The organism is Streptomyces sp. NPDC058231 (assembly GCF_042882275.1).
Taxonomy (GTDB): Bacteria; Actinomycetota; Actinomycetes; order Streptomycetales; family Streptomycetaceae; genus Streptomyces.
On the sequence record NZ_JBHVWN010000010.1, the window covers coordinates 26,506 to 48,862 of the forward strand.

Annotated in this window: 26 protein-coding genes; 14 read left to right on the top strand and 12 right to left on the bottom strand. The window is 70.8% G+C overall.

What is annotated here, in order from left to right; translation table 11 throughout:
* Positions 1 to 2 precede the first annotated feature (2 nt).
* The 3 genes from ACFVXE_RS09905 to ACFVXE_RS09915 all read right to left on the bottom strand — a co-directional run bounded on the left by ACFVXE_RS09905 (position 3) and on the right by ACFVXE_RS09915 (position 3,080).
* On the bottom strand, positions 3 to 596 hold the full coding sequence (locus tag ACFVXE_RS09905; RefSeq protein WP_389670526.1) for a sigma-70 family RNA polymerase sigma factor: 594 nt from the start codon (positions 594 to 596) through the stop codon (positions 3 to 5).
* Positions 593 to 796, bottom strand: coding sequence for a hypothetical protein (locus tag ACFVXE_RS09910; protein ID WP_389670527.1), 204 nt, complete (start codon positions 794 to 796; stop codon positions 593 to 595). The genes ACFVXE_RS09905 and ACFVXE_RS09910 overlap by 4 nt, the downstream gene beginning before the upstream one ends.
* A gap of 487 nt (positions 797 to 1,283) precedes the next feature.
* On the bottom strand, positions 1,284 to 3,080 hold the full coding sequence (locus ACFVXE_RS09915; RefSeq protein ID WP_389670528.1) for a pectate lyase: 1,797 nt from the start codon (positions 3,078 to 3,080) through the stop codon (positions 1,284 to 1,286).
* Positions 3,081 to 3,618: 538 nt separating this feature from the next.
* Between ACFVXE_RS09915 and ACFVXE_RS09920 the strand changes: the two genes are divergently transcribed.
* The 6 genes from ACFVXE_RS09920 to ACFVXE_RS09945 all read left to right on the top strand — a co-directional run bounded on the left by ACFVXE_RS09920 (position 3,619) and on the right by ACFVXE_RS09945 (position 8,753).
* Complete coding sequence (locus ACFVXE_RS09920; RefSeq protein ID WP_389670529.1) at positions 3,619 to 4,815, top strand: NAD(P)/FAD-dependent oxidoreductase; 1,197 nt, start codon at positions 3,619 to 3,621, stop codon at positions 4,813 to 4,815.
* Between the two features lie 249 nt (positions 4,816 to 5,064).
* Entirely contained in the window at positions 5,065 to 5,796 is a 732-nt protein-coding gene (locus tag ACFVXE_RS09925; RefSeq protein ID WP_389670530.1) for an SDR family oxidoreductase, read from the top strand.
* 209 nt (positions 5,797 to 6,005) lie between these two features.
* Positions 6,006 to 6,902: an RNA polymerase sigma-70 factor gene (locus ACFVXE_RS09930; RefSeq protein WP_389670531.1), complete on the top strand. Its 897-nt coding sequence runs from the start codon at positions 6,006 to 6,008 to the stop codon at positions 6,900 to 6,902.
* Between the two features lie 31 nt (positions 6,903 to 6,933).
* Positions 6,934 to 7,494, top strand: a complete 561-nt coding sequence (locus ACFVXE_RS09935) for a hypothetical protein (protein ID WP_389670532.1) — start codon at positions 6,934 to 6,936, stop codon at positions 7,492 to 7,494.
* Between the two features lie 7 nt (positions 7,495 to 7,501).
* Positions 7,502 to 7,786, top strand: coding sequence for an SDR family oxidoreductase (locus tag ACFVXE_RS09940; RefSeq protein ID WP_389670533.1), 285 nt, complete (start codon positions 7,502 to 7,504; stop codon positions 7,784 to 7,786).
* A gap of 136 nt (positions 7,787 to 7,922) precedes the next feature.
* Positions 7,923 to 8,753, top strand: a complete 831-nt coding sequence (locus ACFVXE_RS09945; protein ID WP_389670534.1) for a hypothetical protein — start codon at positions 7,923 to 7,925, stop codon at positions 8,751 to 8,753.
* 33 nt (positions 8,754 to 8,786) lie between these two features.
* On the opposite strand, the gene ACFVXE_RS09950 is transcribed toward ACFVXE_RS09945, so the two are convergent.
* Positions 8,787 to 9,308, bottom strand: a complete 522-nt coding sequence (locus ACFVXE_RS09950) for an excalibur calcium-binding domain-containing protein (RefSeq protein WP_389670535.1) — start codon at positions 9,306 to 9,308, stop codon at positions 8,787 to 8,789.
* A 354-nt stretch (positions 9,309 to 9,662) separates the two neighbouring features.
* On the opposite strand from ACFVXE_RS09950, the gene ACFVXE_RS09955 reads away from it, so the two are divergent.
* Positions 9,663 to 10,253 carry a hypothetical protein gene (locus tag ACFVXE_RS09955; protein WP_389670536.1) on the top strand — a complete coding sequence of 197 codons (591 nt, stop codon included), beginning with the start codon at positions 9,663 to 9,665 and terminating at the stop codon, positions 10,251 to 10,253.
* Between the two features lie 91 nt (positions 10,254 to 10,344).
* On the opposite strand, the gene ACFVXE_RS09960 is transcribed toward ACFVXE_RS09955, so the two are convergent.
* The 4 genes from ACFVXE_RS09960 to ACFVXE_RS09975 all read right to left on the bottom strand — a co-directional run bounded on the left by ACFVXE_RS09960 (position 10,345) and on the right by ACFVXE_RS09975 (position 12,911).
* The gene (locus tag ACFVXE_RS09960; RefSeq protein ID WP_389670537.1) at positions 10,345 to 10,557 is read right to left on the bottom strand and encodes a hypothetical protein; all 213 of its coding nucleotides are present in this window, start codon (positions 10,555 to 10,557) and stop codon (positions 10,345 to 10,347) included.
* 16 nt (positions 10,558 to 10,573) lie between these two features.
* Positions 10,574 to 10,798 (bottom strand): hypothetical protein, encoded by a 225-nt coding sequence (locus ACFVXE_RS09965; protein ID WP_389670538.1) that lies wholly within the window; start codon positions 10,796 to 10,798, stop codon positions 10,574 to 10,576.
* Between the two features lie 285 nt (positions 10,799 to 11,083).
* A complete protein-coding gene (locus ACFVXE_RS09970; protein WP_389670539.1) occupies positions 11,084 to 11,956 on the bottom strand; it encodes an undecaprenyl-diphosphate phosphatase in 873 nt (290 codons plus the stop codon).
* Between the two features lie 241 nt (positions 11,957 to 12,197).
* The gene (locus ACFVXE_RS09975; protein WP_389670540.1) at positions 12,198 to 12,911 is read right to left on the bottom strand and encodes a TVP38/TMEM64 family protein; all 714 of its coding nucleotides are present in this window, start codon (positions 12,909 to 12,911) and stop codon (positions 12,198 to 12,200) included.
* Between the two features lie 49 nt (positions 12,912 to 12,960).
* On the opposite strand from ACFVXE_RS09975, the gene ACFVXE_RS09980 reads away from it, so the two are divergent.
* The 4 genes from ACFVXE_RS09980 (at position 12,961) to ACFVXE_RS09995 (ending at position 16,131) form a co-directional block, all read left to right on the top strand.
* On the top strand, positions 12,961 to 13,677 hold the full coding sequence (locus tag ACFVXE_RS09980; RefSeq protein ID WP_389670541.1) for a DNA alkylation repair protein: 717 nt from the start codon (positions 12,961 to 12,963) through the stop codon (positions 13,675 to 13,677).
* 83 nt (positions 13,678 to 13,760) lie between these two features.
* Positions 13,761 to 13,895, top strand: a complete 135-nt coding sequence (locus ACFVXE_RS09985; RefSeq protein ID WP_389670542.1) for a hypothetical protein — start codon at positions 13,761 to 13,763, stop codon at positions 13,893 to 13,895.
* A 93-nt stretch (positions 13,896 to 13,988) separates the two neighbouring features.
* On the top strand, positions 13,989 to 15,158 hold the full coding sequence (gene tuf / locus ACFVXE_RS09990) for an elongation factor Tu (protein WP_389670543.1): 1,170 nt from the start codon (positions 13,989 to 13,991) through the stop codon (positions 15,156 to 15,158).
* 127 nt (positions 15,159 to 15,285) lie between these two features.
* Positions 15,286 to 16,131, top strand: a complete 846-nt coding sequence (locus tag ACFVXE_RS09995) for a spermidine synthase (protein ID WP_389670544.1) — start codon at positions 15,286 to 15,288, stop codon at positions 16,129 to 16,131.
* Here the strand turns inward: ACFVXE_RS09995 and ACFVXE_RS10000 are convergent.
* The gene (locus ACFVXE_RS10000) at positions 16,093 to 17,400 is read right to left on the bottom strand and encodes an MFS transporter (RefSeq protein ID WP_389670545.1); all 1,308 of its coding nucleotides are present in this window, start codon (positions 17,398 to 17,400) and stop codon (positions 16,093 to 16,095) included. The genes ACFVXE_RS09995 and ACFVXE_RS10000 overlap by 39 nt on opposite strands.
* Before the next feature lie 60 nt (positions 17,401 to 17,460).
* On the bottom strand, positions 17,461 to 18,498 hold the full coding sequence (locus ACFVXE_RS10005) for a hypothetical protein (RefSeq protein WP_389670546.1): 1,038 nt from the start codon (positions 18,496 to 18,498) through the stop codon (positions 17,461 to 17,463).
* A 167-nt stretch (positions 18,499 to 18,665) separates the two neighbouring features.
* On the opposite strand from ACFVXE_RS10005, the gene ACFVXE_RS10010 reads away from it, so the two are divergent.
* Positions 18,666 to 19,103 carry a DUF4442 domain-containing protein gene (locus ACFVXE_RS10010; RefSeq protein WP_389670648.1) on the top strand — a complete coding sequence of 146 codons (438 nt, stop codon included), beginning with the start codon at positions 18,666 to 18,668 and terminating at the stop codon, positions 19,101 to 19,103.
* A gap of 154 nt (positions 19,104 to 19,257) precedes the next feature.
* Positions 19,258 to 19,917, top strand: coding sequence for a DedA family protein (locus ACFVXE_RS10015; protein WP_389670547.1), 660 nt, complete (start codon positions 19,258 to 19,260; stop codon positions 19,915 to 19,917).
* A 43-nt stretch (positions 19,918 to 19,960) separates the two neighbouring features.
* Here ACFVXE_RS10015 and ACFVXE_RS10020 read toward each other — a convergent pair whose 3' ends face one another.
* Positions 19,961 to 20,491 (bottom strand): gamma carbonic anhydrase family protein, encoded by a 531-nt coding sequence (locus ACFVXE_RS10020; protein WP_389670548.1) that lies wholly within the window; start codon positions 20,489 to 20,491, stop codon positions 19,961 to 19,963.
* 144 nt (positions 20,492 to 20,635) lie between these two features.
* On the opposite strand from ACFVXE_RS10020, the gene ACFVXE_RS10025 reads away from it, so the two are divergent.
* Positions 20,636 to 21,373 (top strand): acyltransferase, encoded by a 738-nt coding sequence (locus tag ACFVXE_RS10025; RefSeq protein ID WP_389670549.1) that lies wholly within the window; start codon positions 20,636 to 20,638, stop codon positions 21,371 to 21,373.
* Between the two features lie 41 nt (positions 21,374 to 21,414).
* On the opposite strand, the gene ACFVXE_RS10030 is transcribed toward ACFVXE_RS10025, so the two are convergent.
* Complete coding sequence (locus ACFVXE_RS10030) at positions 21,415 to 22,281, bottom strand: EamA family transporter (protein WP_389670550.1); 867 nt, start codon at positions 22,279 to 22,281, stop codon at positions 21,415 to 21,417.
* Between the last annotated feature and the right edge of the window lie 76 nt (positions 22,282 to 22,357).

Below are 22,357 nucleotides of genomic sequence, written 5' to 3' on the forward strand. Positions count from 1 at the left end.
GGTTACTCCTTCTTCTCTTCAGCGACCGCGTAGGTGGGCAGGCCGAGCTTCCGGGCGATGCGGCGCTTGGCCAGGCGCCGGTGGGAGCGGACGGTGTCCCGTTCGACCCCCAGAATGTCGGCGACCCGGTCCGACGGGTAGCCCAGCACGTACAGCAGGACGATCACGTCGTACTGGCGCTCGGGCAGCGAGGCTATGGCGGTGTACAGGCCGAGCGATGTCTCCATCACCTCGAACTTGCAGCGCACCGACTCCAGTACGGCGCGTGCCGTGCGCTGGAACGCCGCGGTCTCCACCATCTGCGGGGCCAGTCCGGCGAGCCTCAGATGGGTGTCCACACGCGACTTGAGCAACGCCCAGGCGTACGCCTCCGGGCTCTCCGCCTTCATGACCCGGGGCCAGTTGAGGGCCAGATGGGAGAAACACCGGCGTACCACCGCGAGGGCGGCGGCCTTGTCGCCGAGCATCGTGTGGGCGTAGCTGAGATACGCCTTCACATAGAGGTCGTGGAAGGCTTCGAGGGCCGGCGGCAGGCTGTACTGCACCTCGGCGAGGTGATCGCCGTGATCGTCCGGCGACGGAAGGTCGGCGCTCACGGCTGGGCCTCCTCGTTCTGGACGGCAGCCGAGCCCGGCTCGACCCGAAGAGCGCCGGACCGGCGGTCCTCCACCAGCGCGGCAGCGCCCACCCGCACGCCGGCGCGCAGCAGGCGCCGTGTCAGGTACCGCAGGTCGGGTGCGAAGACACGCACTGCGGTGGCCAGCACGAGCAGAGCGAGAGTGTCGTTGGGCGTCACTGTGTGTCCTTCTCCTCTCGGCGGTTCCGTCAACTCACGGACGGAACCGAGGACTTCGTCGTCCTCATGACGCAGGATTTCGGACGGGGACGGTCAAACGTGCAACGCACCCTCAAGAAAAGATTCGGAAAGCGATCGTCCCTTTCTCCACGGAGCCGGCGGGGGTGCCGGGGGCGAAGCGCCGAAAGACGGCAGGGGGATGCACCGGCGGAGCTGCGACCTGCGCCGTCGAGGCCCGGAGCGGTGGGTCGTGACCATCTGGTCGACATCGGACCACGATAGAAATCGATCAGGATGTGGCGCAGATCACTGCTTGTGCATGGTGGGCGGAGGAGGCCGAGCGGAGTGAACGGCCGAAGCGCGTCACGGAAAGGACGGGGCGGAGGTCCCGGTTCGGCACCGTCAGCTGCCCGTCCCCTTCCGTGACACGCTTCCCGGCCGGGTCGGTCGTCCCCGGTGGCGGCCGTCGGCGTCGCGGAGGTGCGTCTCAGCTGCTTGCGACGTATGCCGTGAGCGTGCCCAGCTTCTTGACGAAGTCCGACGTGGTGATGCCCACCGGGCTGGTCTGCGGCGTGTAGAGAGCTGTCTGGGGCGGGTTGAGCGGGTCGTAGGGCGAGGTGTCGTAGAGGTCGCCCACGTTGCGGCTCATGTACGCCTTGCCGTCGTAGGGCGTCACCGGCGCCGGTCCGCGGTAGGGGTTGGTGACCGAACCGACCGGTGTCAGCCAGTGGTCGCGCGTGCCGAGCCCGTCGACGACGGCGTCCGCCTGGTCGCGGGTCACGGTGGGCAATGACAGATCGGCATCCCGGAACAGATCGTCCAGCCCGAGGTCGCGGATGGAGAAATAGCCCGGAAGTTCACGCCTGCCGCGGGCGGAGAGCGGTGAGCGGGCCTTGAGGTCGGCGACCTCGGAACGGCTCATCGACATGAGCTCCTCGTACGTCGCGCGCAGCGCGGCGGTGTCGATCTTGCGTCCGCCACTGTAGTGACTCGGGGTGTCCCGGTGGTCGTAGTCGGTGTAGTAGGCGCCATTGCGGATGTTCGAGCCGAAGCGGTGTACGAAGCGGGCCCGGTTGGTGCCGAGTTCGACGAAGGTCGGGTGTGTGCTGGACGCCAGGAGCGGGTTCTCCGCCTTCTGCTGGTCCGTCAGCCGACAGCTCTCCAGCCAGGTGAGGGCTTCCGGGACGCGGCGCAGGAAGCTGTGGTCGCCGGTGAGCCGGAAATAGGCGAACAGCTGCGACACATTGGTCTGGGTGGTGTGGGTGACCAGCGCGCGCGGTTCGTAGGAGCGGGCTCCGGCGGGAGCCCCGGCAGGTCGGCCGCCCGCCGGCCGGGCGAGGTGCTGCAGACCCCAGCCGGCCTGCGGGCCGGGCTGCTGCATGCGGTGGAGGCACGCCATCGCCCGGCGGACGTGGGGGATCAGGTCCCGGCGGCCGAGGGAGGTGGCGCACATCAGCAGGAACTTGATGTTCTCGCCGAGCACGTTGTCGTTGAACGTCACATGCCCGGTGTAGTCGCCGTCCTCCATGCCGTGCCGGATACCGGTCGGCAGCCAGGGCGGCAGCTCGTCCGGCCAGGGGGTCCGCTCGACGGAGCCGGAGAAGGCCGGGAATCGTTGCGGCCAGCCGCCGTCGGCGACACCGCCGCGGTACTGGGCGGCCACCACGAAGCGGATCGCACGGTCCAGGGAGGCAGCGAACTTCGGGTGGGGCTGCTCCAGTTGGAGCCGGAGGATGAGCTGCGCGGCGGTCGAGGTCGCCGCATCGTCGAAAGTGGCGTTGCCGTAGAAGTGCTGGAACTCCTCCAGTCGCCACCCGCCGGCGCCGATGGTCTCGTACCACTTGCGCAGCGACCCCTGCCCCGCCGTGTCATGGATGTAGTTCCAGCCTCCGCAGGCCAGTTGGGCGTCGACGAGCGCCAGTCCGGTGTTCCTGGCGGCCCGGTGGCAGGCCTCCGATCCGGTGGCGTGGTACGCGTCGAGCAGGCTGTGGCCGACGGACGGCGTGCCGGGCGGCTGGATCCAGCACATGGTGCGCCGGGCTTCCATCTCGCCCCAGGTGGTCGAGAGGTCCGGCAGGTAGCTCCAGACGTATCCCCCGCGGTACGAGACGTGCTCGTCCATGAACGTGATCGCGCGGGTCATGGTCGCGGCGATGTCGGCGCGGGTTCGCACGGGGGTGGTCGCCGGTGTGACGGTGCCGGTGGCCGAGGCGCGCCCGGCCGATCCGACGACAAGTGCCGCGGCCGGTGCGGCGGCGAGGCGGGAGAAGGTACGGCGGCTCACGGGCAGATGCATCGGACGACTGCCTCCAACTCTGGTGGCGAAGCACGAAGGGGAACCGCGGGCAGGCGGTCCCGTCATGACGCAGCGTGGTTCGAAGATCTCGCCGGCCATGTGAAAGGAGTTCTAGCACCGCGCGGCGGTGGCGCCAAGAGGTCATACACAACAACGGAGTTCATGTATGTGGAGACAAGGGTGGGATGAACCTGCCATAAAGGACGCATCGGTTCGACTGTCTGGACATCGGGACGCATGGCCCGTGACCGCCCCGAATCCGGAAGCCGTTACGCAGAGATATGCGGCGATGAGTCGAGAAGTACGGGAGCCGTGCCCCGGCGGCGGCCGGTCGATCCTTCGGGCCGGGCGGCCTTCTCCGGCGGACCCTCCGGCGGGGCCGTCCCGATACGGCGCCGACGCCCTGCGGCGCTGTCGCGGCTCCGGGCGCACGGCCTGAGACGCAGGTCACGGTCGACTCCTTGTCACAGTTCGCCCGGCCGTCCTGTCCATGCTGCACGGACGTCATCACGGCATGGGAGGACAAATGAAGGACATTCTTGTCATCGGTGGAGGATTCGCCGGTGTGTGGAGTGCGGCGGGCGCCGTACGGGCCACGCGTGAGGCCGGTGAGGCGGTGCGGGTGACCCTGGTCAGCGGTGGCGACGATCTGGTCGTGCGGCCCAGGCTCTACGAAGAGGACCCGGAGACCATGCGGGTGCCGCTGGACCGTGTCCTCGGGCCCATCGGGGTGCGCCGGGTCGCGGCGACCGTGACCGCCATCGACACCGGGGCCCGTACGGTACGGGCCGTCGAGCGGGCGGGCGAGGAGCTGACCCTGCCGTACGACAAGCTCGTGCTGGCCGCCGGCAGCCGGCTGGTGCGGCCCGACTTCCCGGGCGCGCAGAACGTCTTCGACATCGACACCATGTCCGCGGCAGCCGAGTTCGACCATCACCTGCGGCGGCTGCCCCGGCGGGCGCCGTCCCCGGGCCGGTACACGGCCGTGGTGGTGGGCGCCGGCTTCACCGGCCTGGAGATCGCCACCGGCCTGGGCGAACGGCTGCGGAAGATCGCCGACGCGCACGGCGCCGGTGAGGAGGTGCGGGTCGTCCTGGTCGACCGGGCCGACGTCATCGGACCGGAGCTCGGAGCCGGACCCCGGCCGCAGATCGACGACGCCGTCGACGAACTGAAGATCGAGCGACGGCTGGGGCGCACCGTGGTGTCGGCCACCCTCGACGAGGTGACTCTCTCCAGCGGTGAGGTGATCCCCACCGCCACCGTGGTGTGGACCGCCGGCATGGTCGCCAGCGCTCTGACGGCGCAGATCCCGGGCGAGCGCGACCGGCTGGGGCGGCTGAGCGTGGACGCCTTTCTGCGGGTGACCGGAGTCCCGGACGTCTACGCCGCCGGCGACACCGCAAGCGTCCTCGCGGAGGAGGGGCACTACGCGACGCAGAGCTGCCAGCATGCTCAGCCGATGGGGAAGTTCGCCGGTCACAACGTGGCCGCCGATCTCCTGGGCACCGACCCGCTGCCCTTCGGCCCCGACCCTTACGGCACCTGCCTGGACCTCGGGCCGGCCGGGGCCGTGGTCACCGAGGGCTGGGACCGTACGGTCCTGATGACCGGCGAGGACGCCAAGACCATGAAGCGGAACATCAACACGCTGTGGATCTACCCCCCGGTCGACGATCCCGAGCAGATCCTCGCCCAGGCGGGCCGGTTCTCCAACCTGTGACCGTGCGGGCGGCCGCGTATCCCGACCGTCGGCTCCCCCGGATCGCTCCGGGTGGCAGACGGTGACGGGATCGCGGACAGGGGCCGCACCCACGGGGCGGTTGCGCGAATGCGACGGCAGGGACGGCCTCGAGCCGCCTGGCGAGGTGTACCGGCACGACGTCGTGCGGTTGCGCCCGCCACACGGCTTGGGTGAAGTTGACGCCATAAAGGCGCATATCGGAATAATCATCGAGAGAAGAGGTATGTCATGAAGTTCGCGGTCATCGGAGGAACCGGACGGATCGGGTCGCAGGTCGTGCAGAAGCTGAACGCGGCCGGTCACCAGGCCGTCCCGCACTCCCTGTCCACAGGCGTGGACATCATCACCGGTCAGGGCGTGGACGATGCCGTGGCGGGCGTCGACACCGTCATCAACCTGGCGAATTCCCCCACCTTCGACGAGGCCTCGCTCGACTTCTTCCGGACGTCGATGACCAATCTCCTGGCCGCGAGCGAGAAGGCCGGCGTCGGACACTTCGTCGTGCTCTCCATCGTCGGTGTGGACCAGGTTCCCGGCATGGACTACTACCGGGCGAAGGTGCTGCAGGAAGACCTCCTCAAGGCCGGTCCGGTCCCGTACTCCATCGTCCGCGCCACACAGTTCATGGAATTCGTCGACGCGGTCATGGCCGACACCACCGACGGTGAGACCGTCCGCCTGCCGCACACGCCGCTCCAGCCGATCGCCGCCACGGACGTCTCCGACGCCGTCGCCGAAGTCGCCGCCGGCGCCCCGCTGAACGGCGTACTCAACATCGCGGGCCCCGATGTCTACGCCCTCGACGAACTCGGCCGGATCACCATCACCGCCAAGAACGACGGGCGCTCCGTGGTCACCGACGACACCGCCGGCCTGTTCGGCGCCGTCCACGGCGACGTCCTCACCGCCCCGGGTGACGCCCGTATCGCCCCGACCCACTACGCGGACTGGCTCTCCTGAGCCATCGGCCCCGCCGGTGCTCCGGCGGGGCCGCCCCGTCGCCCGACGGCTCCGGGGCAGGTGAAGCCTCGTGGCGAAACGGTCCGGGTCGGTCGCCTCGCCCTCCTGGGAGAGAATGCCGGAGTGGCCGGTCCCCGACGACGGCACCGCACTCATGCGCCGGGGTCGCCGTCGCCGGTGGCCTCGACGAGCAGCGAGGGTTGTGAACAATGACGTCGAAGAACGATCCGGCGAACGGCGCAGTGACCCTGGAGGAGGCAGAGGCCACTTTCCAGGGGGTGCGCGGCCGCATGTTCGGGATCGCCTACCGGATGCTGGGCAGTGTCAGCGAGGCGGAGGACATCCTGCAGGAGGTCTGGATCCGCTGGCAGTCCTACGACCGGTCCACGGTCCACAACCCGCAGGCGTTTCTCGCGACGACCACGACAAGGCTTGCGATCAACGTCCTGCAATCCGCGAGGGTCCGCCGTGAGACCTACGTCGGGCCGTGGCTGCCGGAGCCGGTCGACACCAGCAGCGACCCGGCGCTGGGCGCCGAGCGCGCGGAGGCTCTGGAGGTCGCGGTCCTGATGCTGCTGGAGAAACTCACCCCCACGGAACGGGCGGCGTACGTGCTCCGGGAGGCATTCGACTACCCGTACGAGCAGATCGCGGAGATCATCGGCCAGACACGTGCGAACGCGCGCCAGTCGGTGAGCCGGGCGCGGAAACATCTGGCTGCGGAGAAGCGGGCGAGCGTCGGGGCCGCCGAGCATCAGCGGTTCCTGACCGCGTTCGTGGCGGCCGCGCAGACCGGGAACGTGGCCGTGCTGGAGGAGCTGTTCGCCGAGGACGTCGTCTCGTACGCCGACGGCGGAGGCGCCGTTCGGGCGTCCAAGTTCCCCGTCATGGGCCGGCACCGCGTGGCGAGGTACGTCCACGCGTTCGCCGACACCTTCTGGTCCGGTGCGACGGTGGAGCCGGTCGAGACGAACGGCCGGGCCGCGGCGTGTCTGAGCCGCGACGGAAACGTGTTCGCCGTCGTCACGGTGGATGTCACCGCGGAGGGCATCGACCGGGTGCTGTGGATGATGAACCCGTCGAAGCTCGCCGCGATGGCCGCCTGAGCACGGCGGCCCGGTGGAGAGGACCGTTCCCGTGGATGAGGACCAGGGCAAGGATCCGCCCCCGGCATCCCCGACACCCGCGGCACGGGGCGCTTCCGCCCTGCGCGACATGGTCGGGCGATGGACGGGGGAGATTGCCGCGATCGTCGGCCGTACTCCGGCAAGAAGGCGGAAACCCGGTTCCCCGACCCGCCGGGGCATCTGCCGCCGCCGCCCGCGGGAGACCGCGTCCGATGTCCACGCGCGCGTCGTCACCGCGTTCGCGGCGGCCTGCGGCACCGGCGACCTCACCACGCTCGTCTCGCTGCTCGATCCGGACGCCACCGCGCTCAGCGACGGCGGCGGCAGGGTGTGTGCTGCCCCGAACCCGATCCACGGAGCCGACCGCATCTCCTGCTTCGTGCTCGGCGCGCTGTCGCAGCGTCCCGGCCTCGACGCCACGCCACAGTCCGTGAACGGCAGGACCGGGCTGGTCCTCCGCCGGGACGGGATCGTGTCCGGAGTCGTCAGCTTCGATGTACGCGGCGAGAAGATCACCGACGTCTGGCTGGTGCTCAACCCCGACAAGCTGCGCAGCTGGAACCGCAGCTGACGCCCGGATGCGGCCTCTGACCGGATCCGGCGGCATTCTTCGCGCAGCTGTCACAACCGGCCGTGTCAGTGCCGTCGCCCCCGGTCCGACCCGGAGCGAAGCGCTCGCCGGCGCAGGTCTGACCGACGCGGAGGCCGATCGGATCAAGGATGCCGAGGCTTCCCTCGTCCCGCTGGGCCGCCGCGGCGAGCCCGAGGAAGTCGCCGCATGGATCCTGCGGCTCGCCGACGCCCGGACCAGCTGGCTGACCGGCCAGGTCCTCACCGTCGACGGCGGACTCGAACTCGTCTGACCGCGCCGGCGGCCCCCGACGACCAGGGGCTTGCACGAAGGGGATGCGAAGGGGATCACCCGTACTCCGTGGGGCGTATCGCGACCGACTCCGGAGGTAGGACGACGCCGGACGTTCCCTCGGGGATGCTCCGGTCATGGAGAAGCAGTCCGCAGGGAGCACCACGTCGGAACCGATACGCGTCGGGGCAGCGGGGCCGGCGTCGGGGGTGGTGCCCCCATGGTGGCACCGGGCCCGCCCGGTGGAACGTCTCTGCTACGCGACGGGTGGCCTGCTCGTCGTCTCCGGGCTGCTGCATCTGATGGTGTTCGCCGTCGACGGCGGCCCCTGGGACGGCCCGGTGTCCTGGCGCAAACCCATCACCTTCGGGGTCTCGTTCGGGCTGACACTCATCGCACTCTGCTGGGTCGCCTCGTACCTGCGTATGACCACCCGCGCCCGTACCGTGCTGCTTGCACTGTTCGCCGCCGACTGCGTACTGGAGGTCGCCGGCATCACGCTCCAGGCGTGGCGCGGCGTACCGTCCCACTTCAACATGGAGACACCCTTCGACACGGCGGTGTCCATGGCGCTGGCCGTCGGCGGGGGAGTTCTGGTCGTCATCCTCACCGGCCTCGCGGTCACCTCTTTCGTCCGGCGACCGGACGGGCCGACGGGCATGGCGCTCGCCCTCCGGGCCGGTTTCGCGATCCTGCTCCTCGCGCTGGTGTCGGGAGCGGCGATGATCGCCCGCGGCGTCTATCTGACACGCACCGGCCACCAGGCAGCGGCGTACGACTCCACGGCATCGCTCAAGCCACTGCACGCGGTCGGCCTCCACGCGATTGCGGTACTGCCCCTGCTGGCCGGAGCAATGGCCAGAACGCCGTGGAGTGACCGCACCCGTCGTACGGTTGTCCGCGCGGCCGTCGGGTGTTATATGGCGGCCGTCTGCGGTGCGCTGGTGTGGGCGGTCGTGGCGTACTGACCGCCGAGCGGCGGGGCGGGCGGTTCGGTGCGTCTACTCACAGGCGATCCCGTCGCCGTCGCGGTCCAGGTGGCGCCCGTAGCCGGGGTCTCCCGCACGGATGGGCGCGGCGTCGGCAGCCCGTACTGCCGTGCAGTTCGCGTAGTACACCGATTCGCTGCCTCCGCCCGATCCGGAGCCACCGGATGTGCCGCCGCCGGGTGCGACCGTGACAGTGACCTTGACTGTTTTCGTCCTGGTCACCGTCGGCGCAGGCTCGGGGGTGGCCGTGACGGTCTCGGTGACCGCGGGCCCGGGCTCTGCCGATTCGGTCGTCGTCACTGTTGCCGCAGGTGCCGCCTTCGCGCCGGCGGCCTCTTTCGTCTTCCCGCCGTCGTCGGCCGCGCCGAAGCCGACACCGATGAGGAACAGGAGGCCTGCCGCAGGGAACAGGATGCGCTTGCGCGTCCACTTCGGCCGTCCCCCGGGCGTCGCGGGTGCGATGTAGGGGTTGGCGCCGGAAGGCTGTGGCGGCCGGCCCCAAGGGGGCGGCTGCGGAGGCGGGTTGAGCGACATGGGTCCCCCTGATCGGTTCCTGGAGCGATGACCGTAGCGACTGTGTCCGAGGAGAAGGAGCCAACTGTTCCGGTGGTGACGGAGTTGTGACCAAAGTGCGGGGGACTGGTTGATTCGCCTGCGGCGACGGCGCACTCCGTCAGGACGACGACAACTGCGCGGTCTGGCAGAGAAGTTCCACCGGGTCGAGGTGTGTCACCGGGGAGCGGTGCAGATGTCGGCGACGGAAGCCGAGAACGGGGAACCGGCCGCCGTCCCCGGATGGCCGCCCGACCTCCTGCGCGCGTGAACAGCTCGTGTACACACGGCCGGCATGGCCCGGATCCGGGCGGTGGTGTCCATACCCTGAGAGGTATGGACACCGTCGCGCCGCCACTCCTGCTGCTCGATGTGGACGGACCTCTCAACCCATGGATGGCTGAGCCGACCCGACGCCCCGATGGGTACAGGACTCATCGGATGCGCCCGACGGGATGGGAGGATCCGTACCGGAAGCCGCTGAGGGTCTGGCTGAATCCCGATCACGGTGCGGCTCTGCTCGCGCTGCCGTTCTCGATCGTCTGGGCCACCACATGGAAGGGCGAGGCGAACGAGTGGATCGGTCCGCACCTCGGTCTCCCCGAGCTGCCGTTCATCGACTGGCCCGCCGCTCCGCGGACCTCCCTCCGCCTGCACTGGAAGACGCGGACCATCGTGGAGTACGCGGCCGGCCGTCCGTTCGCCTGGGTCGACGACGAACTCGGCGCCGAGGACCGGGAGTACGTCGAGCACCATCACAGCGGCCCGGCGCTGCTGCACCGTGTGAACCCCCGCCTCGGGCTGCTGCCCGACGACTTCGCGGAGCTCGCCGCATGGGCGGCGGGACCCGCCCGCAGCGATGACACCATCGGGCGGCCCTCCACCCGGCCGTCCGGCCGGTCGACTGCGCCGCCCGGCTCGGACTAGCCCGGCACGGTCCGCCGCGAGCTGATCGACGGCCTCGGCCCCGTCCGGATCGGCCGCATCGGGCAGCGTCTCCACCGTCCGTCCCCGGGCCTCATGTCACCTCGTACCGGTGGGCCCGGCCGCCGCGCCATTCGACCCAGCGCGGGTCGTCCAGGCAGTGCTCGGCGTCGTAGACCCCGGCCCGGCGCAGGAATGCGACGAGGTCGCCGTCGTCGTGGGCGAGTCCCGCGATCTCTCTGTTGATGGTGACCGCCCGGCCGCCGGACCGGACCGGACGATGCACGACGATCGGGGCGCTCATCATGCGTCCAGGGTGCGCATCACGCGGTTTCGTATCTGTGCGCCGCGGCTCCCTGCCACTGGACCACAGCCGGGTTGTCCAGGATCCGTTTCGGATCCTTCAGCCCGGCGTCGGCGAGGAACACGATGAGGTCGTGATCGTTGTGTGCGAGCCCGAGCCGTTCGTCGCGATTGTTGACGTGTACGACGACGGGGCGGGCGCCGGACGGGGTGGGTGCGTGGATGGTGATCGGTGGTGTTGCCATAACTTCAAGGGTGGCCCAGGGTGCCGTCGGACGCATCCGACCGGCCCGGGTGCGACAGGCGTGGATCGGCGTGACGATCGGGGTACGGACGGTGGCCCGGCTGCCAGGCACTGCCGGTACTCCCTGGCCGGCGGCCGGACCGCCCCCTGCACAGGCCGCGGATCGCGGCTCTCGTGACCGCGGGAGAGCGCACGGAGCCGGGATCGGTACGGCTGCGGGCAGCCGCCCGTCCCGTCGGACGCCTCCGGGTCCGAGCCCGGGGCACCCGCTGGAAAACCGGCCGGGTCAGCCCGCCGACTCACCCGCGTGGGGGCTCAGCACACCGGCCGCCACCAGGGCGAACAGAGCCAGGCCGAGCAGCACGCGGTAGATGACGAACGGCATGAAGCTCTTGGTCGTGATGAACTTCATGAACCATGCGATGACGGCGTACCCGACACCGAAGGCGATGAAGGTCGCGAAGATGGTCGGCCCCCACGACACATGTCCCTGGCCCGCGTCCTTGAGCTCGAAGACGCCCGAGGCGAGCACGGCCGGGATGGCGAGCAGGAACGAGTAGCGGGCCGCCGCCTCGCGGGTGTACCCCATCAGCAGACCACCGCTGATCGTGGCACCCGAGCGGGAGACACCGGGGACCAGGGCCATCGCCTGGCAGAAACCGAAGATCAGGCCGTCCTTGACGCCCAGATCCTTGAGCGACTTGCGCTCCCTGATCGCCCGGTGCCTGCCGCCGACCTCGTCGCGGGCGGCGAGACGGTCGGCGATGCCGAGGATGATGCCCATCACGATCAAGGTGGTGGCGATGAGCCGCAGATCGCGGAAGGGGCCCTCGATCTGGTCCTTGAACGTCACACCGAGGATGCCGATCGGGAGGGACCCGACGATGACCAGCCAGCCCATCTGCGCGTCGTGGTCACTTCGCATCGACCGGTCGGTCAGCGACCGGAACCAGGCCGAGACAATCCGGACGATGTCCTTCCGGAAGTAGATGAGGACCGCCGCCTCCGTGCCGATCTGGGTGATGGCTGTGAAGGCCGCACCCGGGTCGTCCCAGCCCGCGAATGCTGCGGTGAGCCGCAGGTGTGCGCTGGAGGAGATCGGCAGGAACTCGGTCAGTCCCTGAACGAAGCCCAGGACGAACGATTCGAACCAGCTCATGGGGCTTTGGCCATCCCGGAAGTGATCATGCATCGGCCGACGGCCGGCAGAGCCGTTGGCAACCTGCGGATTGCGGTCAATGAGGGACGGGCCACGGCGGGCCCGGTGATCGTCTGTCGTGCGCGGGCAGCGTATCGCCCCCGGATGAACGGCGTGACGGCTGCCCCCACAGCTACCGGTGACCCCGGTGCCCGTCGGGGGAGCACCGGGCCGTGGCCCGGCTCGCCCGCCTCCCGCGGGGTCACTGCGGGCCGAGGCGGTGACGCTTGCGCCAGGCGACGGCGGCCGCGCCGATTCCGGTCAGCGCGATGAAACCCATCGCCGCCAGGAACGCGGGCGAGGTCGGCGACGAGGCCTCGCTGCCCGCGACGACGTACGCGGCGGTGTTCGGGACCGAGCCGATCCCGGTGGCCACCAGGAACGGCGAGTAACCCATCCGCGACACGGCGGCGCAGTAGTTGGCGGCGGCGAACGGCACGCCGGGGAAGAGTCGCAGCGCCAGCATCGAACGGAACCCGTGCCTGCTCAGCTGACCGTCCGCCGCCTTCAGCCAGCGTCCGCGCAGCAGCGTGCGGAGCGCGTCCTGGCCCAGCACCCTTCCGAGCCCGAACGAAATGCCCGCACCGAGCACCGTGCCCGCCAGGGCCGCGGCCAGACCCGACTGGGAGCCGAAGAGCGCTCCGGCGGCGAGATTGAGCAACGGCCGCGGTACGAACGCCACCGTGCACACGCCGTAAGCGAGACCGAACAGCCCGGCCGCCACGGCGCCACCGCTCAGCCGGGACGGCAGGCCGGTGGCCAGCAGGCGCTGGGGTTCGAGCAGCAGCGTCGTCACCCCGGCGGCCAGCAGCACGGCCACGAGCAGCGAGAACCGGGACCAGGGCGAGCGCAGCACCCTCGTGCAGCGCACGGCGAGGCCGGAGACGGGACGGGCTGCGGGGACGGGGTCGAGCATTCGGGGAGACTAACCGACTCACATGTGTGATCGCCGTAATGTGCACCGTATGAGCCACGCAGCCGAAAGCGCTCCCGGTGTGCCGCACAGCGCGCTCGCCGACACCGTGCTGCGGCGGCTGACCACGCTCTATCCCTCGGCCGCCGAACCGGAACGGGCCGCCTCCGCCGCCGCGTACATGAAACACGTCGCCCCCTTCCTCGGTATCCCCACTCCGCGGCGCAGGGCCGTCTCACGCATGGTCCTGGAGGGCACCGGGCGTCCGGACGAGACGGACTGCACGGCCTTCGCGCTGCGCTGCTGGCAGCTGCCCGAGCGCGAGTACCAGTACTTCGCCGCCGACTATCTGCGCCGGCACGTGGCCCGCTGCTCGTCCGGTCTTCTGCCCGTCGTACGACACCTAGTCGCCACCGTCCCCTGGTGGGACACGGTCGACGTGCTCGCCGCCCATGTCGCCGGACCACTCGTGGCCGCCGACCCGGGGCTGAGGACGGTGATGGACGAGTGGATCGCGGACGACGATCTCTGGATCGCCCGGACCGCCCTGCTGCACCAACTGCGCTTCCGGGACGCCACCGACACCGAACGGCTCTTCGGGTACTGCCTGCGCCGGGCCGACCACCCCGACTTCTTCATCCACAAGGCGATCGGCTGGTGCCTGCGCGAGTACGCCAAGACCGATCCGGAAGCCGTTCTGGACTTCGTCGACGGCGCCCGGGAACAGCTCTCACCGCTTTCCGTGCGCGAAGCGCTGAAGCACCTCTGAGACCGGCGCGGCGCCGAACTCCCTTGCCCGGCACGGCGGAAAACCATTCGACCGGCCCGTCGCCGTCGGCCATGATCGGACCCATGTTCCGGTACGCCTTCCTCGCAGCGCAGTCCGCAGTCGCGGACACGCCGAAGGCTGCCGTTCTCGCCGCCTGCGCGGACACCGCGGCAGCGCACTCCGTTGCCGCAGCGCCCCTCGGCGGCGCCCGAAGCTGACCCTCCCCCGACAGTCCGGCGGACCCCGTGAGGGGAGGGTCGGCGGGGCCCTGGGGTCTTCTCTCTCAGCTTCGAGCTTCCAAGGAACGAGTCATGTCCAAGACGGCATACGTGCGCACCAAGCCGCACCTGAACATCGGCACCATGGGCCACGTCGACCACGGCAAGACCACTCTGACCGCCGCGATCACGAAGGTCCTCAGCGACCGCGGCACCGGCACCTTCGTCCCGTTCGACCGCATCGACCGGGCGCCCGAGGAGGCGCGGCGCGGCATCACCATCAACATCGCGCACGTCGAGTACGAGACCGACACCCGGCATTACGCGCATGTCGACATGCCCGGCCACGCCGACTACGTCAAGAACATGGTCACCGGCGCCGCGCAGCTCGACGGGGCGATTCTCGTCGTGTCCGCGCTCGACGGGATCATGCCCCAGACCGCCGAACACGTCCTGCTGGCCCGCCAGGTCGGCGTCGACCACATCGTCGTCGCCCTCAACAAGGCCGACGCGGGCGACCCCGAGCTGACCGACCTGGTCGAGCTGGAGGTCCGCGAGCTGCTCTCCGCGCACGGCTACGGCGGCGACTCCGTCCCCGTGATCCGGGTGTCGGGACTGAAGGCGCTGGCCGGCGACCCGCGCTGGACCGCGTCCGTCGAGGCGTTGCTGGACGCCGTCGACACGTACGTACCGATGCCGGTGCGCTACACCGACGCACCGTTCCTGCTGCCGGTGGAGAACGTCCTGACCATCACCGGACGGGGCACGGTGGTCACCGGAGCCGTCGAGCGCGGCACCGTCCGGGTCGGCGACCGCGTCTGCGTGCTCGGTGCGGACATCGAGACGGTCGTCACCGGCCTGGAGACCTTCGGGAAGCCGATGGAGTCCGCGCAGGCCGGGGACAACGTGGCGCTGCTCGTCCGCGGGGTGGAGCGCGACCGGGTCCGCCGCGGCCACGTGGTGGCGGCGCCCGGCAGTGTGACGCCGAGCCGTCGTTTCACCGCGCGGGTGTACGTCCTGTCGGCGCGCGAAGGCGGCCGGACCACGCCGGTCACCACCGGCTACCGGCCGCAGTTCTACATCCGCACCGCGGACGTGGTCGGGGACATCGACCTCGGCGCAACGGCGGTGGCGCGCCCCGGCGACACGGTCACCATGACCGTCGAACTGGGCCGTGACACCCCGCTGGAGCCGGGGCTCGGCTTCGCGATCCGCGAGGGCGGCCGCACGGTCGGTGCCGGCACCGTCACCGGTCTGCTCTGATCCGCACCGGAACCGCCGCCCGTTCGCCCGGGAGGCGGTTCCGGCGCCGGGTCCGGGACGGGCGGGACCGAGCGGCGGGGGACCGTCGCGGTCCCGAGCGGCGGGAGCGGCACCCCACAATGGGGGAGTGAACGAGCCGATACCTGTGATCCGGGACGTGGACCACGGCACCGCCAGACTGCTTCCCGATGTGGACCGGGACCGGGCCTGGCTGCTCACCGTCGACGGTGCGCCCCAGTCCTACGTCGACCTGGACGAACCGGCCCACCTGGAGTTCGAGTACGCACAGCGGCTCGCCCATGTCCTGGACTGCGCCGCGGAACCGGACGCCCCCCTCGACGTACTCCACCTCGGCGGCGGCGCCCTGACCCTGCCCCGCTATGTCAGCCAGGCCAGGCCCGGCTCCCGGCAGGTCGTCGCCGAAGCCGATCTGGGTCTGCTCGACCTGGTCGCCGAGCAGTTGCCCCTCCCCGAGGGCAGCGGCATCACCGTGCACGGCACGGACGCCCGCGCCCTGCTGGAGGCGACACCGGCCGGCTCTGTCGACGTACTGATCGCGGACGTCTTCGGCGGCTCCAGGGTGCCCGCGCACCTCACCTCGGTCGAGTACGCGCGGGCCGCCGGACGGGCGCTGCGCGACGACGGCGTCTACGCCGCCAACCTCGCCGACAGCGCCCCCTTCGGATTCCTCCGCTCGCAGCTGGCCAACTTCGCGGTCGTCTTCGACGAGCTGGCACTGATCGCGGAACCCGCGGTGCTGCGCGGGCGGCGCTTCGGGAACGTCGTCCTGATCGCCTCTCGCAGCCCCCTCGACACAGCCGCCCTGGCCCGTCGCTGCGCGGGCGACATCTTCCCCGCCCGGGTCGAGCACGGCCCGGCGCTGGCCCGGCTCATCGGTGCGGCCCGGCCGGTCGGGGACGCCGACGCGGTCGGCTCACCCGAGCCGCCCGACGGCTCCTTCGGTATCGGCTGACGACGGCTTCCCGGACGCGGCCACCACCTCCGTGGTGGCGCTGCGGCGGGTGAGGTTCCGTACGTCGGGTACGAGCAGCACGGCCGCGGTGCAGAGCGTGACCAGCGCCGCGCAGCCCCACAGCGCCGGGCCACGCCCGACCAGGCCCTCCACCGGGCCGGCCACGGCAGTGGACAGCGGCAGCATCGCCACCGATCCGAACCAGTCGTAGGCCGATACGCGCGACAGCTTCTCCTCCGGGATCTCCTGATGCAGAGCCGTCATCCAGGAGACCCCGAACACCTCGATGGTCACGCCGCTGACGAACATCACCGCGCTCAGCCCGGCCACCGGCAGCGGCACCGCGAGCGCCGCCGACGGCAGGGCCAGCGGGAAGACGCAGAGCGATCCGGCCAGCAGCAGCCGCCGGGGCTTCCAGCGCATCATCAGCAGTGCGCCGCACAGCGTGCCGACGCCGAACGCGGCGAGCGCGAATCCCCAAGGGCGTGCGCCCCCGAGTTCGTCCCGGGCGACCAGCGGCCCGTAGACCGACTCGGCGGCCCCGACCACCGCGACCACCACCGAGAACTGCGCCACGATCGACCACAGCCAGGGGCGGCCGATGAACTCCTGCCAGCCCTCGCGGAGATCGGACAGGAGCCCGCCGCCGGGTTTCCGCGCCGGAATGTGGGCGACGTCCAGGAAGGCGCGCAGCGCGCCGGCGACCGCGAACGCCGCCGCGTCGACGGCCAGCACCCAGCCCGGGTTCATCGCGGCGATCATGGCCCCGCCGAGTGCGGCACCGCCGATGGCGGCGCCGTGCATCGACATCCGGAAGAGGGCGAAGGCCCGGCCCGCCTGTTCGCCGCTGACGCTGGACATCAGCATGCCCTCGGCCGCCGGATTGAAGAACGCCTGCCCGGTGCCGCACGCCGCGGTGAGCGCCATCATCTGCCACAGCTTCGGGTCGCCGGCCAGGACCAGCCAGGCGAACGCGGCCTGCGAGACGCAGTTGAGCGCGTTCGCCGCCACCATCACCCGGTGCCGAGGCACCCGGTCCGCTATCGCGCCCCCGATGAGCAGGAACAGCACCAGCGGAGCCGTGCGGGCGGCCGCCACGAGGCCGACGTCACCGCCGTCACCGCCCGACTCCAGTACGGCGAACGCCGCCGCGATCAACGCACCATGGGTACCCAGACCCGTGATGATCGCGGCGGCGGTCAGCAGACTGTAGTTGCGGCCGGCCCAGGCGGGGCGTGTGCGGGGTCGGGGGACGGAAGCAGGAGTCACCGAGGAACTATCGCTGCCGGAGCCCCGACCTGCCAAATGCTCTGCCTGCCGGTGGCGCGGTCAGGAAGGGGTGACGTCGGTCAGCCGCACCGTGCTGAGGATCTTCTGGATCGTCGCGTCCGGGAGTTCGTCCTTGACGGAGTCGGCGCCGTACAGGATCCAGGAGGCGAAGTCACCGTTCTTGTTCTTGAAGGTGAAGGCGATGGACTTGCCGTCGGAGTCGCACTTCTTCCGCTTGGTGACGTTCGGGGCGGTGGCCGTGACGACGCTGCCGGTCAGACCCGACCGGGTCGTGTACTTCTTCGCCTCGCTGATCTTGATGATCTTCTGCGGCATGTGCTGCGCATAGGCGGCCCACGCCCAGGTCCCGGCCTCGCTGTGGGCGTTCTTGTCGGCGTCCGTGGCTCCCTCGGCGCCCCGGGTGCCCGCACTGGCCAGGCTGTACTCCTCCTTGGTGCCGTCCTTGTCGTCGTCGTCGACGCACCACTTGCTCTGGAGGTATGCCGGGGCCGTGAAGCCGATCAGCGTCGACCCGTCGCCCTTCTTCTCGTCCTCGAAGTACGAGAGCGTCCCGGGCGCTCCGACCTCCCAGTCACCGGGCACGTCGAACTGGGTGCCCCACTTGGGGTTGGTGACGACCTTCCAGCCGGCGATGAGGGGTTTGGCGTCCCCGTCGTTCCCGCGCGGGTTCGGCACCGCGGAGGAGGTGTCCACGGAAGGCTTCGGGGAGGACGAGGTCTTCCCGCCGCCGTTGACGTCGGTGCCGCCCTTGTCGTCCTTGTTCATCACGACGACGCCGGTGGCCACGGCGGCCACCACCACCGCGGTGGCCGCGACGATCGCGACGACGGTCGTCTTCTTCCTGTCGTCCCCGGGGGGCGGGGGCCCGGGCGGGCCGGGCACCGCGTACTGCGGCACGGTCTGCTGCTGGTACGGGTTCGGCTGCGGGTACCCGGGCTGCTGCCCCGGCTGCCCGTGCTGCTGATATCCCGGCTGCTGATAGGGATTCGGCTGCTGGTACCCCGGCTGCTGGTACGGGTTCTGATTCTGGTCCTGCGGGTTCTGCTCGCCCCCGGGCGGCTGCTGTCCTGGCCACATGGCGAGTAACCATAGAGGGGCCGCCGCCGGTCGGCTACGGCCGCCCCTGTGAGGGAATGGTCAAGGCGGCGGGGCGGGGGATCCGAGGGGGACGGGACGGGGGTCGCGCGGGGGATGGCCAAACTCCCCTACCCGTGAGTAACATGCGGCCCATGAGCGCTGAACAGATGACAGTCGGAGACATGCTCCTCGCGACGGTGCCGATGGCCGCCACCCTCGACCTCGAGTTCCTCGAGACGACCCCGGACCGTGCGGTCGTCCGTTTGCCGGACCGGGCCGAGTACCACAACCACCTCGGCGGACCGCACGCCGGAGCGATGTTCACGCTTGCCGAGTCGGCGAGCGGCGCGATCGTCATCGCCGCCTTCGGGGACCAGATGTCCCGCGCCGTCCCGCTCGCCGTGAAGGCGGAGATCGGCTACAAGAAGCTGGCGATGGGGGTTGTCACCGCGACCGCGACCCTCGGACGCCCGGTGGCGGACGTGGTCGCCGAACTGGACGCGGGCAAGCGGCCCGAATTCCCCGTCACCATCGAGATCCGGCGCGCGGACGGGGCGGTCACCGGGGAGATGACCGTGGTCTGGACGCTCCGCCCGAACGCCTGAGGCACGCCGCGGACCAGCCGGGCCGTCCCGCCCCTGACGGGGTGCGGGCGGCCCATCGCGCTGTCGGGGCAGGTGGCCGGGCGGGTAGGCTGCCCGCCGTGCGCCGCGGAGTCCTCCGGCGGACGAGGGCACATCAGCACGGGAGGAACCGGCGTTGCACATCCAGGAGTGGCTGGAGACAGTTCCCGCGGTCAGCGTGTACGTCCTGGTGGGCGTCGTCATCGGCCTGGAGAGCCTGGGCATACCCCTGCCCGGCGAGATCGTCCTCGTCAGCGCGACCCTGCTGGCCGCCGGCCACAGCGGCATCGACCCGGTGATCCTCGGCGCCTGCGCCTCCGCCGGGGCGGTCATCGGCGACTCGATCGGATACGCCATCGGCCGCAAGGGCGGCCGGCCGCTGCTCGCCTGGCTCGGCGGCAAGTTCCCCCGGCACTTCGGCGAGGACCAGATCGCCGTGGCGGAGCGGTCGTTCCAGAAGTGGGGCATGTGGGCGGTGTTCTTCGGCCGCTTCGTCGCTCTGCTGCGTATCTTCGCCGGACCGCTGGCCGGCGTCCTGCGCATGCCGTACTGGAAGTTCCTGATCGCCAATGTGCTGGGGGGCATCATCTGGGCCGGCGGCACCACAGCCGTCGTCTACACCGTCGGTGTCGTCGCGGAGGCCTGGCTCAAGCGGTTCTCCTGGCTCGGACTGGTGGTCGCCGTGGCCATCGGGGCGACCTCGATGCTGGTCCTGAAGAACCGGTCGAAGAAGGCGGCCGCGCAGGCCGCGGAACGCTCCGTGGCCGAGACGGAGTCCGTATCGGCCACGGACTGAGCGGTGCCGGAGCGGCCCCGCGGGCCGACGCGCCGGCCCTCCCTCAGCCCTCGTGCGCCTGACGGTGCGCCTTGGCCAGCTCCACGTACCCCACCGCGTTGAACTTGACGCCCTCCAGCTCCTCCGCGGTCAGCTCCCGCTTGACCTTGGCGGGGACCCCGGCCACGAGCGAACCCGGCGGTACCCGCATCCCCTGCGGAACGAGTGCCTGCGCGGCGACCAGCGAACCGGCTCCGATGTGTGCCCCGTTGAGGACCGTGGCCCCCATGCCGACCAGGACGTCGTCCTCGATGGTGCAGCCGTGCAGTACGGCGTTGTGCCCGACCGACACCCGCTCGCCGACGGCGACGGGGAATCCGGGGTCGGCATGGACGGTGCAGTTGTCCTGGATGTTGCTGTCGGTGCCGATGGCGATGGGAGCGCAGTCGGCGCGCAGCACGGTCTGGTACCAGACGCTGGAGCCCGGGGCCAGGGTCACCTCTCCGATCACGACCGACGTCGGCGCGGTGAAGGCCTCCGCGTCGATGTCCGGCTCCCGGCCGCCCATGCCCGTGATCAACGCCTGCTCTGCCATCGTGCGTTCCTCCGTGTGTCCGGTCGTGGCTGTCGGGTCGCGCCAGGGGAACGCTATGCGACGACCGTCCGGCTGCCGCCGAGTGGGGTGAACATCACAGACCACCGTTGCGGCCGGCCGGGGCGCTCCGACTACCGTGAGCGCGTGCCCAAGAACAGCAACACGTTCTCATCCCTGACCGCCTGGCGGCGGCGCATCCTGTCCCGGGCCGTCCACCGCGGCTGGCGCGCGGTGCGGGAGGCGGGCGCGGTCACCGCGGAACACCCCGGCGGACTGCGGTTCGGCCGCATCGGCGAGGGGACCAGGCTGGCCTTCCCGCAAGGCACGGTCTTCGGTGAGCCGTGGATCGAGCTCGGCGACTACTGCATCATCGGCGAGCAGGTCACCCTCACCGCAGGACTGATGCCGGACCTGGACCTCGGCTCCGAACCGATCCTCACCCTGGGGGACGGAGTGGTGCTCGGCCGCGGCAGCCACGTCGTCGCCGACACCACGGTGACCATCGGCTCGAACACGTACTGCGGGCCCTACGTCTACATCACGTCCACGAACCACAGCTACGACGACCCGCACGAGCCCGTGGGCCGGCAGTGGCCGCGCATGGAGCCGGTCGCCATCGGCCCAGGCTGCTGGATAGGTACGGGCGCCGTGATCCTGCCGGGCGCCAGGCTCGGGCGCAATGTGGTGGTCGCGGCGGGCGCGGTGGTACGTGGCGAGGTGCCCGACCACGCGGTGGTGGCGGGGGCCCCGGCACGTGTCGTACGCAGCTGGGACCCGGAGAAGGGCTGGCAGCCGCCCCTGCGCACGCCCGCACCGGTACCGATCCCGGCGGATGTCACCCCCGAGCAGCTGCTGGCCGTCGCCGAACTGGAAGAAGGGTGAGAGCCGCCCCGTGCGGGCGGGGCAGGCACCGGGCGCCGGATCTACCCGGTGGCGAGCAGAACGGTTCCCACCAGGGCGAGACCGGCCCCTGCCGCCTGCACCCCACGCAGCCGCTCGCCCAGGACGCCGCGCGCGGCCAGGGCCGTCACCACCGGGTAGAGCGAGGCGAGCACCGCGGCCACGGTGACGGGGCCGTGCTGCGCGGCGATCGAGTAGGTGCCGTTGGCCGCGACATCGGCGAGGCCGACGAACGCCAGAGCGGGCAGCGCGGCCAGCACCACGGTCACCCCGCTCCCCTCGGGCAGCGCACTTCCTCCGCGGCGCACCGACACGTACAGGGCCGTACCGCCGACCGCGATGTTGGTGAGCCGCTGCACGAAGAGCGCCAGGAACAGCCCGGTGACCGTCGTGGACGCCTCTGCGATCAGAGACATCACCGTCCCGAAGCCGAATGCGGCCACCACCGTCAGCACCACCGCCCGCCGCTGCACCGGAGCCCCGCGCAGCTCCGGTCCTCCGGCCAGCACGATGCCCACGACCGCGACGCCGACCCCCGCGAACTGCAGCAGCCCGGGGCGTTCCCCGACGATGAGACCGACGGTCACGGGCACGGCGACGCCCAGAGAACCGAGCGGCGAGACGACCCCCATCGGGCCCAGCGCCAGTGCCTTGTAGAAGCTCAGCATCGCGACCGGCCCCACCGCGCCCGCTGCCACGGCGAACCAGAGCTGCGGTCCGGCCTCGCTCCAGCCACCGGAGGCGACCACGACGACGCCCAGCACGAGTGCCGCCAGGGTCTGCGACACGACGACCACGGTGAGCGCGGGCGTACGCCGGGTGAGCAGTCCGCCGCCGAAGTCGGCCAGCCCCCACAACAAGCTGGTGGCAAGGGCGAACAGTGCTGTCATGGCAGGCCTCGCAGTACAGTGCGATGAACGGTGGGTACATCACACCGTAGTGCAGTATTTTCGACTCTGTCTTCCA